The 17,524-nt window shown below is 74.4% G+C and carries 14 protein-coding genes; 5 read left to right on the forward strand and 9 right to left on the reverse strand.

Annotated elements, in window-relative coordinates; genetic code table 11:
* Nucleotides 1-8: 8 nt before the first annotated feature.
* The 5 genes from A6R01_RS04170 to mraZ all read right to left on the reverse strand — a co-directional run bounded on the left by A6R01_RS04170 (nucleotide 9) and on the right by mraZ (nucleotide 4,458).
* On the reverse strand, nucleotides 9-1,802 hold the full coding sequence (locus A6R01_RS04170; RefSeq protein WP_292603874.1) for a penicillin-binding protein 2: 1,794 nt from the start codon (nucleotides 1,800-1,802) through the stop codon (nucleotides 9-11).
* Between the two features lie 84 nt (nucleotides 1,803-1,886).
* Nucleotides 1,887-2,600 carry a hypothetical protein gene (locus tag A6R01_RS04175; protein ID WP_292603876.1) on the reverse strand — a complete coding sequence of 238 codons (714 nt, stop codon included), beginning with the start codon at nucleotides 2,598-2,600 and terminating at the stop codon, nucleotides 1,887-1,889.
* Nucleotides 2,600-3,607: a 16S rRNA (cytosine(1402)-N(4))-methyltransferase RsmH gene (gene rsmH, locus A6R01_RS04180; RefSeq protein WP_292603878.1), complete on the reverse strand. Its 1,008-nt coding sequence runs from the start codon at nucleotides 3,605-3,607 to the stop codon at nucleotides 2,600-2,602. Before rsmH ends, A6R01_RS04175 begins: the two co-directional genes overlap by 1 nt.
* A gap of 1 nt (nucleotide 3,608) precedes the next feature.
* The gene (locus A6R01_RS04185; RefSeq protein WP_292603880.1) at nucleotides 3,609-3,770 is read right to left on the reverse strand and encodes a hypothetical protein; all 162 of its coding nucleotides are present in this window, start codon (nucleotides 3,768-3,770) and stop codon (nucleotides 3,609-3,611) included.
* A 271-nt stretch (nucleotides 3,771-4,041) separates the two neighbouring features.
* Nucleotides 4,042-4,458, reverse strand: coding sequence for a division/cell wall cluster transcriptional repressor MraZ (mraZ, locus tag A6R01_RS04190; RefSeq protein ID WP_292603882.1), 417 nt, complete (start codon nucleotides 4,456-4,458; stop codon nucleotides 4,042-4,044).
* Between the two features lie 319 nt (nucleotides 4,459-4,777).
* Here mraZ and A6R01_RS04195 point away from each other — a divergent pair, with 319 nt between their 5' ends.
* From A6R01_RS04195 to A6R01_RS04205, 3 genes are read left to right on the forward strand one after another with little or no spacing between them, the layout of a single operon-like run.
* A complete protein-coding gene (locus A6R01_RS04195; protein WP_292603884.1) occupies nucleotides 4,778-5,755 on the forward strand; it encodes a MoxR family ATPase in 978 nt (325 codons plus the stop codon).
* Entirely contained in the window at nucleotides 5,755-6,993 is a 1,239-nt protein-coding gene (locus A6R01_RS04200) for a DUF58 domain-containing protein (protein WP_292603886.1), read from the forward strand. Before A6R01_RS04195 ends, A6R01_RS04200 begins: the two co-directional genes overlap by 1 nt.
* Nucleotides 6,990-9,341, forward strand: coding sequence for a DUF3488 and transglutaminase-like domain-containing protein (locus tag A6R01_RS04205; RefSeq protein ID WP_292603888.1), 2,352 nt, complete (start codon nucleotides 6,990-6,992; stop codon nucleotides 9,339-9,341). The genes A6R01_RS04200 and A6R01_RS04205 overlap by 4 nt, the downstream gene beginning before the upstream one ends.
* A gap of 138 nt (nucleotides 9,342-9,479) precedes the next feature.
* Here A6R01_RS04205 and A6R01_RS04210 read toward each other — a convergent pair whose 3' ends face one another.
* The 4 genes from A6R01_RS04210 to dnaE all read right to left on the reverse strand — a co-directional run bounded on the left by A6R01_RS04210 (nucleotide 9,480) and on the right by dnaE (nucleotide 16,294).
* Complete coding sequence (locus tag A6R01_RS04210) at nucleotides 9,480-9,932, reverse strand: DUF3040 domain-containing protein (protein WP_292603890.1); 453 nt, start codon at nucleotides 9,930-9,932, stop codon at nucleotides 9,480-9,482.
* A gap of 277 nt (nucleotides 9,933-10,209) precedes the next feature.
* Entirely contained in the window at nucleotides 10,210-11,403 is a 1,194-nt protein-coding gene (gene dinB, locus A6R01_RS04215; RefSeq protein WP_292603892.1) for a DNA polymerase IV, read from the reverse strand.
* A 90-nt stretch (nucleotides 11,404-11,493) separates the two neighbouring features.
* Nucleotides 11,494-12,237 carry a methyltransferase domain-containing protein gene (locus tag A6R01_RS04220; RefSeq protein ID WP_292603894.1) on the reverse strand — a complete coding sequence of 248 codons (744 nt, stop codon included), beginning with the start codon at nucleotides 12,235-12,237 and terminating at the stop codon, nucleotides 11,494-11,496.
* A gap of 31 nt (nucleotides 12,238-12,268) precedes the next feature.
* Entirely contained in the window at nucleotides 12,269-16,294 is a 4,026-nt protein-coding gene (dnaE, locus tag A6R01_RS04225) for a DNA polymerase III subunit alpha (RefSeq protein ID WP_292603896.1), read from the reverse strand.
* Nucleotides 16,295-16,554: 260 nt separating this feature from the next.
* Here dnaE and A6R01_RS04230 point away from each other — a divergent pair, with 260 nt between their 5' ends.
* Nucleotides 16,555-16,977, forward strand: coding sequence for a DUF6504 family protein (locus tag A6R01_RS04230; RefSeq protein WP_292603955.1), 423 nt, complete (start codon nucleotides 16,555-16,557; stop codon nucleotides 16,975-16,977).
* Between the two features lie 40 nt (nucleotides 16,978-17,017).
* Nucleotides 17,018-17,485, forward strand: a complete 468-nt coding sequence (locus tag A6R01_RS04235; RefSeq protein WP_292603898.1) for an SAV_6107 family HEPN domain-containing protein — start codon at nucleotides 17,018-17,020, stop codon at nucleotides 17,483-17,485.
* Nucleotides 17,486-17,524 lie beyond the last annotated feature (39 nt).

Here is a 17,524-nt window from a genome sequence, read left to right on the forward strand (position 1 = left end):
TCGACGGCTCACCACTCGACGGGCAGGTCGGAGGGCTTGGTGCTCGTCGGGGGCACGGCGTAGCGACGCAGGGCGTAGCCCATGATCTTCGAGAACGCCGGGCCGGCGACCGAGCCGCCACCCCCGCCGTTGCGGGGGTTCTGGACCACGACGTAGACGGTGAACCGGGGGTCGTCGGCCGGGGCGAACCCGGCGAAGGAGACGGTGAAGGTGCCGTCGTAGCAGCCGCACTCCGAGGACGCCCGCTGAGCGGTGCCGGTCTTGCCGGCGACGCGGTAGCCGGGGACCTGGGCCCGGGGGGCCACGCCCGCGTCCGGGTCGACGACGCGCTCCATCATCAGCATCGTCTTGCGCGCGGCCTCCTCCGACAGGACGCGCCGCGAGGTCGTGGTGTCGGTGCCGACCCGCTGGCCGCTGTCGGTCGTGGCCGTGCCGCGCACCACGCTGGGGTCCACGCGGACGCCGCCGTTGGCCACGGCGTTGATGGCCGCAGCCATCTGCAGGGCGTTGACCGAGATCGACTGGCCGAACGCGACGCGGTCCTGGGTCTGGGAGGTCCACAGCGACCCCGACGGCACGATGCCGGCCGACTCGCCGCGCACCCCGACGTCGGTGGCCTCACCGAGCCCGAAGGCCGTGAGGTAGTCACGCAGCTCGTCGCCCTCGAACTTGTCGGCCGCCAGGACGGTGCCGATGTTGGAGGACTTGGCCAGCACCCCGGCCAGCGTCAGCTTGATCGTGCCGTGGTCGAACCAGTCGCCGATCGAGCGGTCCTGGCGGGCCAGAGACGCCGGCACCGTCAGGCGGGTCCGCGGCGTGACCCGGCCGGCGTCGACCAGGGCACCGAGGGTCAGCACCTTCTCGACCGAACCCGGCTCGTAGACGTCGCTCATCGCCCGCGAGCCGAGGTCGGCCTCGTCGGACTCCAGCGGCTGGTTGGCGTCGTACGTCGGGTAGTCGGCGAGGCTGAGGACCTCACCGGTCCGGGAGTCCATCACGATCGCCACGCCGGAGTCGGCACGGGCGCCGTAGACGGTCTGGCGCAGGACGCGCTGGACGTACCACTGCAGCTCGCGGTCGATGGTGGTGGTGAGGTCCTCGCCGTCGACCGCCTCGACCACGGTCTGCTCGCCGAGCGGGATCTTCTGCCCGGCGGCCACCGAGTAGCGGGCCGACCCGTCGGTCCCCGACAGCTGGGCGTCGAAGGTGCGCTCGAAGCCGGCCAGCGGCTGCGGGGTGCCGTCACCCAACGGGGTGCCGAGGAAGCCGACCAGGTTGGCGGCGACGTCGCCGGCCGGGTAGACCCGGATCGGGTCGCGCTGGGTGGTCAGTCCGTCGAAGCCGCGCGCACGCGCGCGGTCGAGCACGTGGGCGGCCTTGGCGGCCGGCACGGCTCGGGCCATGTACTGGAAGCGGGTGTCGGTGCGGCGCAGCCGTTCCAGGACCGTCACGTAGTCGACGTCGAGCTTGGTGGAGAGCAGCTTGGCCAGCTGGGGCGCCCGGTCGACGGGGTTGCCGGCCTCGTCGGTGTTCACCAGGGCCGGGTCGGCGATGACCATGACGCCGTCGACCGACTCGGCCAGCGGCTCCCCGTTGCGGTCGAGGATGTCGCCCCGCGTCGCAGGCAGCACGACGTCGCGTGATCCCTCGGCGGCGGCCATCGCGGCGTACGAGCCCGGGTCCAGTCCCTGCAGCTGGACCAGGCGGCCCCCGAAGACCGAGAGGACCATCGCGATCAGCACGAAGCCGATGCGCAGCCGCACCTGGGGTGCGCCACGACGGGGGTAGCGGGAGGTCGCCACGGTGTCCTCTGCTCGTCTCTTGGTCTGGTGCTTGGTCTGGTGCTGGGTCTGTTGCTGGGGTCTGGTCCGCCGTCCGACAGGGCGTCAGGCGTCCCTGTTCTTCTTCGCCCGCTCGGCCTTCTTCTCGGCCAGCTTCTCCGCCTTCCGCTGGGCCTTCTTCTCGGCCTTCTTCTCGGCCAGCTTCTCCGCCTTCTTCTCGGCCCTCTTCTCGGCCCTCTTCTCGGCCCGGCGCTCGGCACGGGCCTCCGCGCCATTCCTACCCCCGCGCTCGGCCGCAGCGGCGTCGCCACGCCCGTCGCTCAGCACGCCCTCGGCAGGACGGACCACGGTCGCCGGCGGGTCGAGCAGCGACGGGCGCGCCGCGGGGCGCGGGTCGAGGAGCACCGGGGCGACCACGCGTGCCCCGACCGGGTCGCCCTCCACCGACCCGTCGGACAGGTCGAGGAAGAGCGGAGCGGCCGGCACCCGCATGCCCAGCTGCTGGGCCTTGCGGGCGACGACCTGGGGGTCGCGCAGGTTCTCCAGCTGCATGCCGAGCGACTCCTCGCGGGCGGAGAGCAGCGCCGCACGCTGCTCCAGCGAGGTCGCGGTGAACGAGGACTGCTGCATGGAGGTGTTGAACAGCAGCAGGCCCACGACACCGCCGAGCAGCAGGAGGGTCACCAGGGAGACGAACGGGACGCGGGCGGCCCGGGTGCGGGCCCGCGGGACGACGGTGAGCCGGGCACGCTCGACGGCGGCCTCGGCCAGGCGCGGCGCACGCTGACGCAGCGCGGCGGTGCTGACGGGGCTGGGCATCAGACGGCTCCCCTGTTCCTGCTCTGGTGGTGCTGGCGGGTGTGCTTGCTCGGGTGGACGCGCTCGACGGCGCGCAGTCGGACGGAGGCGGCCCGGGGGTTCTCGGCGATCTCGGACTCGTCGGCCTTCTCCGCACCCCGCGTGACCTGCCGCAGGGGCGGCTCGCTGCCCTCCGGCACGAACGGCAGGTCGGGAGGCACCTCGGAACGGGTGCCGGAGGTGAAGGCCTGCTTGACCATGCGGTCCTCGAGGGAGTGATAGGACTCCACGACCACGCGCCCGCCGACCCCGATCGCCTCGATCGCGGCCGGGAGCGCACGACGCAGGACGGCGAGCTCGTCGTTGACCTCCATGCGCAGCGCCTGGAAGGTGCGCTTGGCCGGGTGCCCGCCGGTACGCCGGGCGGGTGCCGGGATCTCGGCGTACAACAGCTCCACCAGCGGCCCGGAGGTGGTGAACGGCTCGGCCTCGCGGCGACGTACGACCGCCTGGGCGATCTTGCGGGCGAACTTCTCCTCGCCGTAGTCGCGCAGGATGCGCGTCAGGTCACCGACCGAGTAGCTGTTGAGCACGTCGGCCGCGGTCGGCCCGGTCGTGCCGTCCATCCGCATGTCCAGCGGCGCGTCCTCGGCGTAGGCGAAGCCCCGCTCGCGGACGTCGAGCTGCATCGAGGAGACACCGAGGTCGAAGAGCACGGCGTCGACCTCGTCGAGGCCGAGGTCTGCCATGACGTCGGGGATCTCGTCGTAGACGGCGTGGACGCCGGTGAACCGGTCGCCGAAGGGCGCCAGCCGCTCGCCGGCCAGCCGGAGCGCCTCGGTGTCGCGGTCGACGCCGATCACGCGGGCCGACGGCAGGCGGGTCAGCACGGCCTCGGAGTGGCCACCGAGGCCGAGGGTGCAGTCGATCATCACGCGGGGACGGTCGTCCGCGTCGCGCTCGAGGGCGGGCGCCAGCAGCGCCACGACCCGGTCGAGCAGCACCGGGACGTGCAGGGGGCCGGCCACCTCAGCGACCCAGGCCCGAGAGGCCGGTCAGCAGCGCCAGGCCCGTGGCCGCCCCCACCGAGGTGGCCAGCGAGAACGCCATGAGCGCGGCCGCGTCGCGGGCCTGGTGCCGGACCCGCCGCTCGGCGGTCGGCGCCGGCGACGGCGCGTGCGTGCTGCTCATGGTTCGACCCATCTGGACGGCGGTGTGGGGGTGGTGGTGCGGGGTGGTGCGCGGTGGTGCTGCGGGCGCTGGACCTGCGGGGGGATCCCGCCGGGCCTGGTCCTCGCCCGCTCCGTGAGCTCGTGATCTGGGGCCGGGGAAGGTGTCCCAGAGACGTCCGTCTGCGGCCGGGGAAGGTGTCGCAGAAGGGGTGGAGCGGGCAGGGACCAGGCCCTGCGGTGTCCCGCTGTGCAGTTGTGGTGGAGCGTGGGTGGAGCGCCGGTGGGGGCGATCAGTCGCCGGGCGACTCGTCGAGCTCGGCGAACTTGGCCTGGGCGCCGCTGGAGTACTCCTCCCAGCGGGCCGGCGACCAGATCTCCACGCGGTCCCCGACCCCGACCACGACGACGTCGCGCTCGAGACCGGCACTGGCCCGCAGGAAGGTCGGGATGCCGATGCGCCCCTGCTTGTCCGGGGTCCCCTGCTCGGCTCCGGCGAACAGCACGCGGCGGTAGTCGCGCGCGTCCTTGTTCGTCATCGGCGTCGCCTGGGCCCTGGCCGCCTCGGCCATGAACGTCTGCTCGGGCCACACGGTCAGGCAGTTGTCCTGTCCCTGAGTGATCACGAGGCCCTCCGCGAGCGCGTCCCTGAACTTGGCGGGGAGGAACAGGCGGCCCTTCTCGTCCAGCTTCGGCGTGTAGGTGCCCATGAAGAACACGGGGCACCTCCGCTGGACGTCAGGAACCACCCGGCTCCTCCACTTTCCCCCACCCTACTCCACTTTCCTCCACCGTCAACCACCTTCCTCCCCTTTCGCACCCCCTCCGCTCCCCCGTTCTCCCCGGCGCTCCTCCCCGCCCCTCACAGCTCTCCCCGGCGCTCACACGTCCTCCCGGGCGCCCCGGGATCCGATCGCGCGTGTTCGCAACCAACCCGTGATCCCAGACGTCTGACCCCGGTGCGCAGCGGACGGCTAGGTTGCTGCGACCGCCTACGGTGGTCAGACCGACGAGGGAGAGGACGCAGCCGTGGCAGCACCGAGCGCCGACGGGGCGGACCTGGGCACACTGGCCCGGGTCGCCGACCAGGTCCGCGGCAACATCGAGCGGGTCATCGAGGGCAAGCCCGACGTGGTCTCAGCGACGTTGGTGGTGCTGCTGGCCGAGGGGCACCTGCTCATCGAGGACGTGCCCGGCGTCGGCAAGACGATGCTGTCGAAGTCGCTGGCGCGCAGCATCGACTGCAGCGTCCGCCGCATCCAGTTCACCCCGGACCTGTTGCCCTCCGACGTCACGGGCGTCTCGGTCTTCAACCAGGACACCCGGACCTTCGAGTTCCGCCCCGGCGGCGTCTTCGCCAACGTGGTGGTCGGCGACGAGATCAACCGGGCCTCCCCCAAGACCCAGTCGGCGCTGCTGGAGTGCATGGAGGAGCGGCAGGTGACCGTCGACAACACGACGTACCAGCTCGACTCCCCCTTCATGGTCATCGCGACGCAGAACCCGATCGAGATGGAGGGCACCTACGCCCTGCCCGAGGCCCAGCGCGACCGCTTCATGGCGCGGGTGTCGGTCGGCTACCCGGTCGAGGCCGCCGAGCTGGCCATGCTGCAGACCCACACGAGCCACCGCCCGCTCGACGACCTCGAGCCGGTCACCGACGCCGCCGAGCTGCGCAAGCTCATCGCGATCGTCGGGCAGGTCTACGTCTCCGAGCCGGTCCAGCGCTACGCCGTCGCGATCAGCGCCGCCACCCGCCGCACCAGCGACCTGGCCCTCGGCGCCTCGCCCCGGGCGACGCTGCACCTGGTGCGGGCCGCCAAGGCGTACGCCGCGATGGCCGGCCGCGACTACGTGCTGCCCGACGACGTGGCCGCCCTCGCCGAGCGCGTCCTGGCCCACCGCCTGCTGCCGAGCACCGAGGCCGCGATGGGCGGTCGCACCACTCCGGAGATCCTCGCCGGGGTGCTCGGGTCCGTGGCGGTGCCCGAGGGACACCGGCACTGATGCGCGAGGCGCTGGCGGGCCTGACCCTGCGGGGTCGCTCCTTCGTGGCCGCCGGCATCGCCGCGATCGTCTGCGCGGTGCTGCTCGGCCAGCCGGCGCTGACCCGGGCCGGCGTGCTGGTGCTGGCGCTCCCGCTGGTCACCGCGCTGGTGCTCGGCCGCAGCCGCTACCGGCTGGCGCTGCTGCGCAGCGTGTCCCCGAGCCTGGTGGGCGCGGGCCAGCCCGCGCGCGTGACCCTCTCGCTGACCAACGACGGTCGGACCCCGAGCGGGGTCCTGCTCCTGGAGGACAAGGTGCCCTACGCGCTGGGCACCCGGCCCCGGTTCGTGCTGGAGGGGGTGCGCAGCGGCTGGCACCGCCAGGTGTCCTACCAGGTCCGCTCCGACGTGCGTGGCCGACACGAGGTGGGCCCCATGCAGGTCCGCATCACCGACCCGTTCGGCCTGGTCGAGCTCGGCCGCGCCTTCCGCTCCACCTCCTTCCTCACCGTGACCCCCCGGACCGTCCCGCTGCCGGCCGTGCCGCTCAGCGGGTCCTCGCACGGGTCGGGCGACCAGCGGCCGCGCGCGTTCGCCACGGGCAGCGCCGAGGACGTGACCGTGCGCGAGTACCGCCGGGGCGACGACCTGCGACGGGTGCACTGGCCCAGCTCGGCGCGGATGGGCGAGCTGATGGTCCGCCGCGAGGAGCAGCCCTGGCAGGCCCGCGCGACCATCGTCATCGACAACCGGGCCTCCGCCCACCGCGGGCAGGGGGCGGGCTCCTCGCTGGAGGCCGCCGTCAGCGTGGCGGCCTCGGTGGCGACCCACCTGGCCCACCGCGGCTTCCAGGTCCGCCTGGTCACCGCCAACGCCGTCGAGCACGCCGTGTGGCACGACCGCGACGCCGACCGCAACACCGGGCCGCTGCTCGAGGCGCTGGCGGTGCTGCAGCCCAGCCCCGTCACCACCCTCGACGCCGGCTGGCTGGCCGAGCCCGGCCACGGAGGTCTCGTCGTCGCCGTGCTCGGAGCCGTCGGCGAGGCCGACGCCCCGGTGCTGCGGCGGATGCAGTCGCTCACCGCCGTACCTCTCGCGCTGGCGCTGGACGTCGACGCGTGGGCCGGTCGTGCGACCGGGTCCGCGGCGCCGGTGCTCGCCGCCCGGGGCTGGCGGGCCGTGGGGCTGGGTCCCCAGGACCCGCTGGACGTGGCCTGGCAGGAGCTGGGCAGCCGCGTGGGCGCCGGGGCGGCGCGATGAGCCGTCCCTCCCCCGCCCTGGGGCCCGCGCTGGTGACCGCCTCGGTCGCCGCCGCCACGACGTGGGTCGCCCTGCTGTCGTGGCGCGGCCTGACCGACCGCCCCAGTGACGTGCTGGTCCCGCTCGTCGTGCTCGCCGGTGTCGTGGCCGGGGTCGGGGCCCTGGGTCGCTGGGCACGCCTGGGCCCGTTCGGGGTGCTCGTGCTGCAGGTCGTGCTGGCCGGCATGGTGCTCAGCTACGTCGTGAGCGGTTCCCCCGTCCCCGTCGGCGCGGCGTGGGCGGACCTGCGCGCCGAGGTCGACCTGGCGATGGAGGGCGCGCGCGCCTACGCACCCCCGGTGCCGGCGGAGGAGGCCGACGTCTCGCCGCTGCTGCTCGGCGGTGGCCTGCTGTGCCTGCTGCTGGTCGACCTGCTCGCCGCGGGGCTGCGCCGCGTGCCGCTGGCCGGCATCCCGCTGCTGGTCGCCTACAGCCTGCCGGTCGGACTGCTCGGCACCGACCTCATCTGGTGGGTCTTCGCGCTCACCGCGCTGGGCTTCCTCGTGCTGCTGTTCGGCCAGGAGGCCGGCGACGTCGACCGGTGGGGACGGTCCCTCGAGGAGGGTCCCCGTGGCGCGTCCGGCAGCCTGCAGTCGGCCGGCGTGCGGATGAGCGCCGTCTCGATCGGCCTCTCGGCCACGGCCCTGGCCGTCGTCGTGCCGCTGGCCATTCCGACCCTCGAGGTGCGCCTGCTCGACATCGGGCGCGGTGGCCCCGGCGGCGACGGCATCGAGATCGAGAACCCGATGGTCGACCTGCGCCGCGACCTCAACCGCGGCGCCGACGTGCCGCTGCTGCGGCTGACCACCGACGACCCGGCACCCTCCTACCTGCGCACCTCCGTGCTCACCCGGTTCACCGCCAACGAGTGGAGCTCCGGCGACCGGCAGATCCCCACCGAGAACCTCCCCGACGGCCGGATGCCCGACCTCGTGGGTGTCGACGAGTCCGTGCCGCGCTCGACGTTCCGCTACGAGGTCGAGGTGCTGGACTCGCTGACCTCGCGGTGGCTGCCGACGATGGCACCGGTCACCGCCGTGCGGGCCGAGGGCGACTGGCGCTACGACGCCTCGACGATGGACTTCCTCTCCGCCGACAAGGAGCTCGACACCGCGGGGATGAGCTACTCCATGACCGGGGTCCAGCTCGACCTCTCCGCCCAGCAGCTCGCGGACGCGCCCTCCTCGGCCGGACAGGTGTCCGCCGACTTCACCGCCCTGCCGCCGGGCATGCCGCCGCTGATCCGCCAGCTGGCCAACGACGTCACCCGCCAGGCCCCCACCCGCTTCGAGAAGGCCGTCGCCCTGCAGGACTGGTTCCGCGAGAACTTCACCTACTCCCTGGACCGGGTGCCCCCGGGCAACGGCACCGACGAGCTGGTGAACTTCCTGTCCACCGAGGAGGGCGGGCGCACCGGCTACTGCGAGCAGTTCGCCGCGGCGATGGCGGTGATGGCGCGCCAGCTCGGCATCCCCGCCCGCGTCGCGGTGGGGTTCCTCGTGCCGGACGAGGTCGAGGACGGGGTCTTCGAGTACTCCGCCCACGACCTGCACGCCTGGCCCGAGGTGTTCATCGCCGGGGCCGGCTGGGTGCGCTTCGAGCCCACGCCGGCCGACCGGGCCGACGGCGTACCGAGCTACACGCGGCAGTCGGTGGACGGCCCCGACACCGACCCGACCAGCCCCACCGGTCGCCCCCAGGACGACACCGCCAACCCCGGCGGGCCCGACGACGAGACCCCGGACCGGACGCCGGAGCAGGCGGAGGACCCGCTGGCCGCGACGCAGGACGAGGGTGGCGTGAGCTCGGCCTGGGTCGTGCGCGCGGTGGGCTCGGTGGCTGCACTGCTGCTGCTCGTGGCCCTGGCCGCGCTGCCGGGGGCGTGGCGCCGCCGTCGTCGGGTACGCCGGTTGGCCGGCGACCTGGAGTCGGTGTGGGCCGAGCTGCGCGACACCGCCGTGGACCTCGGGGTCCCGTGGCAGTCGGGCCGCTCGCCGCGCGTGACCGGTTCGGCCCTGCGCGAGCACCTTCCGCAGGTGGGCGGGCTGGACGCGCCCCGGCCGGCCCTGGACCGGCTGGTCGCCCGACTGGAGCAGCAGCGCTACGCGCGGGCTGACTCCGAGGAGGCGGACGTGACCGAGGAGGTCCGGCGCGACGGCGTACGCGTGGTGTCCGGGCTGGTCAGCGCGGCCGAGCCGCGCGCTCGACGCCGCGCGCACTGGTTGCCCCGGACCCTGGTGCGACCGACCCGGCCGGCTGCCTCGGGCTCCCCGGTCGTGGACCGCGAGCTGGTCGACCAGGTGCGCTGAGGGCCACTTCCGGTCGGGCAGCGAGGGGCACGGCCCCACTGCCGGGCGGGCAGCGAGCGGTCGTCGGTCCCCACTGTTGGTCGAGCAGCGAGCGCCAGCGAGCGGGCGTCGAGACCCCGGTCCCCCGGGGTCTCGGGGTCAGAAGCCGCCGTTCTCCTCGCGGCGACGACGCCACCGCTCCTCGACGCGCTCCATGAAGGAGCCGGAGGACCCGCGCTGGCGCGAGCGCATCTTGCCTCGGCGGCCACCGTCGATGACGGTGAAGCCGGTCTGTCCGGTGGGCTGGCCGGGTGCCTCCTCGCCGGGAGCGGGGGCCGCCTGGGCCTGACCGCGCAGGGCGTTGAGACCGAGGGTGGCCGAGCCGAGCATCACGACGAAGCCGGCGATGCCGATGGGCCAGACGTTGATGACCGCACCGGTCATGAGCAGGACGACTCCGAGGACGAACACAGCGCCGGCCAGCACCGCGCGCCGCCGGGCGGCGCGGCGCAGCGAGGTGCCGCGCAGGGTGGAGACGAACTTGGGATCCTCCTCGGAGAGGGCGCGCTCCATCTGCTCGAGCAGTCGCAGCTCCTCTTCCGAGAGTGGCACGGTTCCTCCATGGTGCTCGCCTGGTGCACGGCCTCGTCCCCGTGGCCGACGGCACAAGTCTAGGCAGGCCGTCGCGCGCATGGTAGGGATGCACCCATTTTGGGGCCACTGGTCCCGACCGGCGCCGGCCGGCACACGATCTTCACGCCGAACCGGCGTATCAATACGCCGGTTCGGCGCCCCTTCCACGCCGCGACGGCCAGTCCTTCCGGAGGTTGCGCCGGTCCGGCATCCCCTCCAGGTCGAGCCGGCCTCTCAACACGCCGGCTCGACGTGCTCACCCCAGCAGGCTGGCGGGACGCACCGCGGCGCTGCCGAAGCGTCGGGCGGCGCGGTCGACGGCCCGGTCGGCGTCGGACCAGCCGTGGTCACGCTCCCCCAGCAGCGCCTGGCGGTGCACGCTCTCGCGCGGCACCAGCCCCTCCACCCGGACCCCCACCAGGCGCAGCCGGGCGCGCTGGAGGCCGAGAGCGTCGAAGAGCGCCACGGCGGTGCGGTAGACGTCCTGGGTGACGTCGGTGGCCTCGGGCATCGTCCGGGAGCGGGTGAGGGTGGTGAAGTCGGCGAAGCGCACGGTGATCGACACGGTCCGGCCGGCGACACCGGCGACCCGCATCCGCCGCGCGACGGTGCCGGTGAGCGCCAGCATCTCGCGCAGCACCACCTCGCGGTCGTCGACGTCGCGGGAGAAGGTCTGCTGCGCGCCCATCGACTTCTCCGGATCCGCACCTCCCCCGATCCCGAAGACCGGCGTCTGCTTGGCCACGACCTCCCGGCGGTCCTGGCCCCAGGCCAGCTCGTGCAGGTGGCTGCCCAGCGCCTGCCCGACGGCGCGTTGGAGGGTGCGCAGCGGGGTGTGCGCGACGTCGCCGACCGTGATGAGCCCCAGCCGGTGCAGCATCGCGCGGGTCTTCTCACCCACCCCGTAGAGCTCCCCCACGTCGAGGGGGTGCAGGAACGTCGTGACCTCCTCGGGAGGGACCACCACCACACCATCGGGCTTGGCCCGACGACTGGCGAGCTTGGCCACCGAGATCGACGCCGCCACCCCCACCGAGCAGGTGATGCCCTGCTCGTCGTGGACCGTGGCGCGGATTCGGTCGGCGATCTCCTCGGGGGTCCCCCAGCGGCGTACGGACCCGCGGACGTCGAGGAACGCCTCGTCGATGGAGACCACCTCCACCACCGGCGTGATCCGCCGGAGGGTCTCGACGACCGCGGCGGAGACGGTGCCGAAGACGTCGTGCTCGGGGCTGACGATCACCGCCTGCGGGCAGAGCCGGCGGGCGCGCGCCGAGGGCATGCCCGAGCGCACGCCGTGCTCCCGGGCGAGGTAGTTGGCCGAGAGGACCACACCGCGGTGGCCGCCGCCGACGATGACCGGCACGTCGCGCAGGTCGGGGCGGTCACGGGTGGCGACGGAGGCGTAGAACGCGTCCATGTCGACGTGCAGGACCGGGGTGTCGGTCATGGCCGCCACCGCCCGTGCGTCAGTGACGTCCCGAGCGTGCGCGAGCGACCTCTCGGCCGTGCGTGAGTGACCTCTCGGCAGTCAGGCGAGTCAGGCGCGGGCGAGCAGGTGGAGCTGGGTGGCCAGGGGGAGGTACTCCGGGCGCTCGGCGACGGCCTGCTCCAGCTCCAGCAGGGCTGCGGTGGCACCGGGCTCGAGGTCGAGCAGCGAGCCGGGGACCAGGTCGGCGAAGACGCGGACGCCGTGGACGGTCTCGGTGCGCAGACCGGCGGCGTCGAGCAGGTCGGTGAGCTCGTCGCGGGTGAAGCGCCGGCCGGCACGACCGGGCTCGGTGCTGGCCGCCGACGCGGGGGCGAGCAGGGCGAGCGCCTGGCCGAAGTGACCGGCCATGGCCCGCGCGATGACCGCGGCGTGGCGCTGGGCGACCAGCAGCGACAGGGCGCCGCCGGGGCGCAGCACCTCGTGCAGCGTGGCGAGGGCACCGGCGGCGTCGGTGACGTGCTCGAGCACGCCGTGGCACAGCACCAGGTCGGCACTGCCGGGCGCGACGGGGCCCGCAGGCGCGAGCAGGCTGGACAGGTCGCCCTGGTGGGCGACCACCTCGACACCCTCCTCGCGGGCGCGGCGGCCCAGCGAGGCGAGCGCGTCGGGACTGGGGTCGACGACGGTGACGCGGTGGCCCATGCCGGCGATCCGGACCGCGGAGACGCCGGTGCCGCCGCCGATGTCGAGGACGTCGAGCGGCTCGCCGTCGAGGAGGCCGCGCAGGGCCTCCCACACCACGGCGGTACGGGCGTTGGCGCGACGCTGCTCGGGCCGGTCGGTACCTGGCATGGCCCCCACCCTAGGGCGTCGGTGGGCCGGGTCATCCCGGGCTCCCCGGGCTGCGGTGCCACAGCTTGCGGGCGACGTCGCGGGTGTCGTCGCCGGCCGGCTTGATGTCGGCGTACGGCGAGAGCTTGAAGCCGCTGGAGTGCACCAGCACCCGGCGCCGACCCATGCCTCCCGCGGTCGGGCCGTCCTGCGGCTCCTCGGAGAAGTCCGGCGGTCGGGCCATCACCGGGCGCGAGGCCCGGCTCTCGGCCGCGCCGGCGCCCGCGCGCTCCACCCCGACGCCCCCGAACCCGCCGGGGACCACGGCCATCTCGGCGCGCACCGCCTCGAGGCCGCCGCCGCGCCAGGTCTGGTGCAGGGCGGGCAGCTCCCAGCAGCCGGTGGCGCGCAGCGAGACCCCACGGTGGCCGGTACGGCGCAGCTCGCCGCGCACCACCAGCAGCCAGGAGTGGAAGACCGTGGCGGCGTAGGGGCCCTGGGCGTCCTCGAAGAAGGTCGCGTCGACCGGACCGGTGCCGTCGTCGAGGGTCAGGAAGATGACGCGTCGACCGGAGCGGATCGGCGGGGTCTGGGTGGCGACCTTGACCCCGGCGACCAGCAGCTCGGCCTTGCTGCGCTGCCCGAGCAGGTCGCGGCTGCGGGTCGCCCCGAGGGCATCGAGGAAGGGGCCGTAGGTGTCGACGACGTGCCGACTGGCGTCGAGGCCGAGGATCTCCAACTCCGCGCGCATCCGCTCCTCCGCGGTCATCTCGGGGAGCCCCGAGAGCTCGCCGTCGCCGGGCGCGTCGCCGAGGTCGAGGGCCAGCTGGACCGACTCCACCGGCTCCGGGGGCGGGGCGGTGCGGGCCTGGGCCGAGGAGCGGCCCCAGATCCCGTCGCGGACGGGGGTGCCGGAGTCGTCGCGGTAGCCGGCACCGAGGTCCGCGGGACGCCGGTCGCCGCGCAGGTCGCGCTCCCCCACCGACTCCGCCCCGCGCTGGCGCTCGCGCACCTCGGCGTCGCTGGAGTTGCGGGCCGCGGCCGCGTCGGCCACCGCGACCGAGCGGGCGGGCGTGCGGGAGCGCCGGCCCGCCGCACCTCCGGTGCTGCGGCCCCGGGCGGCGCGCTCGACCGCGCGGCCGTGCCGGTCGAGCTCGGCCACCTGCAGGAGCAGGTCACGTCGGGTGACGGTGCCTCGCCGGCGTACGTCGGCGCCGGAGGTGTCCCCCAGCCCGTAGGTCGCGTCGAAGCCACCGGCCAGCACCAGCCGCTCCACGACCGGGCGGGAGACCCGCGCGCGGTGCCAGAAGTCGCTGAGCGAGTGGTAGGGCCGGGCCGCGACGACCCGGTCGACCTCGGCCTCGCTGATGCCCTTGACCTCCGAGAGCGCGAGCCGGATGCCCCAGCGTCTGGCGCCCTCGGGCTGCTGGTCGGTCCACCACGGCACCCCGGGACCGGGCCCGGGGCCCTCGTCGAGCACCTCCACGGAGTACTCCCTGCCGCTGCGGCCCACGTCGAGGCCGAGCACCTCGATGCCGCAGCGACGGGCGTCCTCGAGGATCAGGCGCTTGGGGTACATGCCGGGGTCGTGGGTGAGCACCCCGGCCAGGAAGTGCGCCGGCCAGTGCGCCTTGAGCCAGGCCGACTGGAAGGTCGGCAGCGCGAAGGCGGCCGCGTGGGCCTTGCAGAACCCGAAGGAGGCGAAGGCCTCCAGCACCGACCAGACCTCCTCCACCACGTGCATGGGGTAGCCGCGCCCCAGGGCGCGGGGGAAGAACCACACCTTGGTCTCGGCCATGCCCTCGCGGTCACCGAGCGCGCGCCGCTTCTCGTCGGCCTCGGCGAACGTGACGCCGGCGAAGCGGCTGATGATCTCGATGACCTGCTCGTGGAAGACCACGACCCCGCGGGTGGGGCCGAGGATCGGGCGCAGGTCGTCGTGGAGGTAGCGCGCGGCCTTCCAGCCCTGCTTGACCTCGAGGTAGGGGGTGATCATGTCGCTCTTGACCGGCCCGGGGCGGAACAGCGAGATGTCGGTGATGACGTCCTCGAAGGTCTCGATGCCGGACTTGCCGACCAGCTCGCGCTGGCCCGGCGACTCGATCTGGAAGATCCCCAGCGTCCGCGCGGTCGAGATCATCTCGTAGGTCGCGGGGTCGTCGTGGGGCACCTGCTGCTGGTCGTCGAGGTCGACCTCGACGCCCTCGAGCCTCCTGATCTCGTTCACCGCGTGGGCCATCGAGGACTGCATCCGGATGCCGAGCACGTCGAGCTTGAGCAACCCGAGGTCCTCGACGTCGTCCTTGTCGAACTGGCTCATCGGGAATCCCGCGAACGACGCCTCCACCGGAGTGCGGTCCAGCAGCGTGGCGTCGGAGAGCAGCACCCCGCACGGGTGCACCGCCACGTGCCGCGGCAGGCCGTCGAGGCGCTCGACGAGCTGGAACATCAGGTCCAGCCGCTGCTCCCCCAGCCCGCTGGCGCGCAGCTCGGGCAGCTCGCGCAGCGCGGTGCGGGCATCGCGCGCGCGGATGTGCGGGAAGGCCTTGGCGATCGCGTCGGTCTCCAACGGCGGCATGCCCAGCGCGGCACCGACGTCGCGCACGGCGTGCCGCACCCGGTAGGTGTCCATCATCGACACGCACACGCAGCGCTCGCCGCCGTAGCGGTCGAGGATCGCCTCGTAGACCTCGGTGCGGCGCGCGGACTCCACGTCGACGTCGATGTCGGGCAACGCCTGGCGCAGCGGGGAGAGGAAGCGCTCCATCAGCAGCTGGTGGCGGATCGGGTCGACCCCGGAGATGCCGAGCAGGTAGGTCACCAGGCTGCCCGCGCCCGAGCCGCGGGCCGCGACCCGGACACCGAGGTCCTTGATCAGGTCGGTGACGTCGCCGACGGTGAGGAAGTACGACGCGTAGCCGAGGTCGCGGATCACCCCGAGCTCGTCGTCGAGGCGCTTCCACACCACCGCCAGGCCGCTGCTGCCGTAGCGGCCGCCGATCGCCTGCTCGCAGCGCAGGCGGAGCAACGTGTCCGCGTCAGCACTCCGCCCGTCATCGCGAGTGCCGAGCACGCTCGGGCCTCGCGCGAGCTCGAACTCCGGGAAGTGCACCTCCCCCAGGCCGAGGTCGCCGCGGGGGTCGAGGGCGCAGCGCTCGGCCAGCGCGCGGGTGCGGGCCAGCAGCCGGGCGGCGTCGGAGGGTCCGCCGCCGGCGGCGTGCGCGACCTCGTCGGCCACCTGGCGCATCTGCGGCCCGGACTTCAGGTGTCCCTCGGCGTTGGTGCGGTCGACGTGACGCCGGTCCAGCGCGACCAGCCGACGGGAGGCGTCGAGCACGTCGGCCGTGGCGGCGTCGCGGCGCTCGGCGTAGCGCACCTGGTTGGTCAGCACCGTGGGCAGCCCGGCCTCGGCGGCCACCCGGGCCAGGTGGGCGGCGCGGGCCGCGGAGCCGGGCAGCCGGTGGTGGACCAGCTCGACCTGCAGGCAGCCGGTCGGCACCAGCGCGCGCCAGCGGGCCAGCTCGGCACGGACCAGGTCGTCGCGGCGCCCCTCCAGCGCCGGGCCGAGGAGCGATCCGGGGCCGAGCAGCACGACCACGTCGCCGGAGCCCAGCAGCGCGGCGACCTCGGGGGCCTCCGGGTCGAGCACGGGCGTGCCGCGCTCGCCGGCGAGGTGGGTCGCCGAGAGGATCCGGCACACCGCGGCCCAGCCGCCGCGGCCGCCCCCGGGACCGGCCGCGTGCGCGAGGAGGGTCACCCGCGGCAGCCGCGGGTCGCGGAAGGCACCTCCGCGCACCGGCGTACGACGGCGGCTGCCGGGCTCCCCCGCCGGGCCGTCGCCCGGCGCGCCCGGTGTGCTCGGGCGGTACGCGAGGTCGACGCCGAGGACCGGGGAGATGCCGGCGACCTGGCAGGCCTTGGCGAACTTCACCGCGCCGTAGGTGCCGTCGCGGTCGGTGAGACCCAGCAGGTCCATGCCGTGCTCGACGGCCCGCTCCACCAGGCGCGGGGGCAGCGAGGCGCCGTGGCGCAGGGAGTAGCCGGAGGCCACGTGCAGGTGGGGGAACGGGTCGCGCACGGCTCGCTCCTTCGTCTCGTCTCGGCTCGACCCCGGACAGCTCCTCGACCGCCGCTCGCACGCTCTTCCGTAGACCCGGAAGCGTCGAACACGTGTTCGAAGAAGGCGTCAGCGTAACCCCGCCCGAGCGCGGCCGGTCAAGTCCTTGACGGACTGTCGGAGGTTGGGAGTACCGTCGTCGATGTTCGAACATCCGTTCGATCGACGAGGGGTCGAGGGAGCCCGGGACGACGCGCCCGGGAGGAGGACGGTGAGTGAGGATGCGACGCTACGACGAGCCCGTGGAGGTGCGCCGCGGCCCGGTCCCCGGCTGCCCCGGCGAGGGCCCGGCCCAGCTGCTGTGGCGGGGACGGCTGTGGAAGGTGCGTGCCGTGGTCGCGCACTGGGTGGAGACCGGTCCCTGGTGGCAGCACGCCCACGTGCACGCGGTCATCGGCTCCGAGGAGAGCGGGGCTGGAGCCCGCGGCTCCACCTCCGACGGGGGGACCGCCCTGCTCGAGGAGCTGCTCGGTGAGCGGGAGGTCTGGCGGGTGGAGGCCGGCCGCGGCCCCGGCCGCCCCGGGCCCCAGGGGCTGCAGACCTCACAGGGGCCCCACGAGCCCGCCACCCCGACCACCGGGGTGCTCGAGCTGACCCACGACACCGCCGAGGGCCGCTGGCAGCTCGTCGGCTGCACCGACTGACCCGCCCCCTGACGACAGCACCCCAGACCTGGAGAGACAGATGTCCCCGCAGACCCCGTACCTGCTGCCCGCCACCACCCACTCCTACCTCGCCCGCGCGGCCGAGTCGCTCGCCGAGGCCACGGCCTCGCGCGACGTCCCGACCCGCTACGCCTGCGCCCACGTCGCGGCGCTGCGTGCCGCGGCCGCACTGCTCGCCGCCCGCGCCCGGCCCCAGCCGACCCGGGGACGGCGCCAGAAGAACGCCTGGGTGCTGCTGACCGAGGTCGCCCCCGAGCTCGCGGAGTGGGCGACGTTCTTCTCCGCCGGGGCGGCCAAGCGCGCCGCCGCCGAGGCCGGCTCGCGGCGTGCCGTCACCGAGCGCGAGGCCGACGACCTGGTGCGCGACGCCGACCGGTTCCTCGCGGTCGTCGAGCAGTCACTGGGCCTGGTGCCCCATGCCGTGGGCGCCGGCACCACCGTCCCCGGCGGTGCCGGCAGCCGGGTGGTCGAGCACCGCGCCGGATGAGGCCGAGAGGTCGCCCGCGCACGGCCGAGAGGTCGCCCG

The organism is Nocardioides sp. REDSEA-S30_B4, assembly GCF_001627265.1.
Lineage (GTDB): Bacteria > Actinomycetota > Actinomycetes > Propionibacteriales > Nocardioidaceae > Nocardioides.

Coding starts and splice junctions, on each gene's coding strand:
- A6R01_RS04175 (WP_292603876.1), bottom strand. CDS start 2,600: ATGCCCAGCCCCGTCAGCACCGCCGCGCTGCGTCAGCGTGCGCCGCGC.
- A6R01_RS04185 (WP_292603880.1), bottom strand. CDS start 3,770: ATGAGCAGCACGCACGCGCCGTCGCCGGCGCCGACCGCCGAGCGGCGG.
- mraZ (WP_292603882.1), bottom strand. CDS start 4,458: ATGGGCACCTACACGCCGAAGCTGGACGAGAAGGGCCGCCTGTTCCTC.
- A6R01_RS04200 (WP_292603886.1), top strand. CDS start 5,755: ATGCGCGAGGCGCTGGCGGGCCTGACCCTGCGGGGTCGCTCCTTCGTG.
- A6R01_RS04205 (WP_292603888.1), top strand. CDS start 6,990: ATGAGCCGTCCCTCCCCCGCCCTGGGGCCCGCGCTGGTGACCGCCTCG.
- dinB (WP_292603892.1), bottom strand. CDS start 11,403: ATGACCGACACCCCGGTCCTGCACGTCGACATGGACGCGTTCTACGCC.
- A6R01_RS04220 (WP_292603894.1), bottom strand. CDS start 12,237: ATGCCAGGTACCGACCGGCCCGAGCAGCGTCGCGCCAACGCCCGTACC.
- A6R01_RS04230 (WP_292603955.1), top strand. CDS start 16,555: ATGCGACGCTACGACGAGCCCGTGGAGGTGCGCCGCGGCCCGGTCCCC.
- A6R01_RS04235 (WP_292603898.1), top strand. CDS start 17,018: ATGTCCCCGCAGACCCCGTACCTGCTGCCCGCCACCACCCACTCCTAC.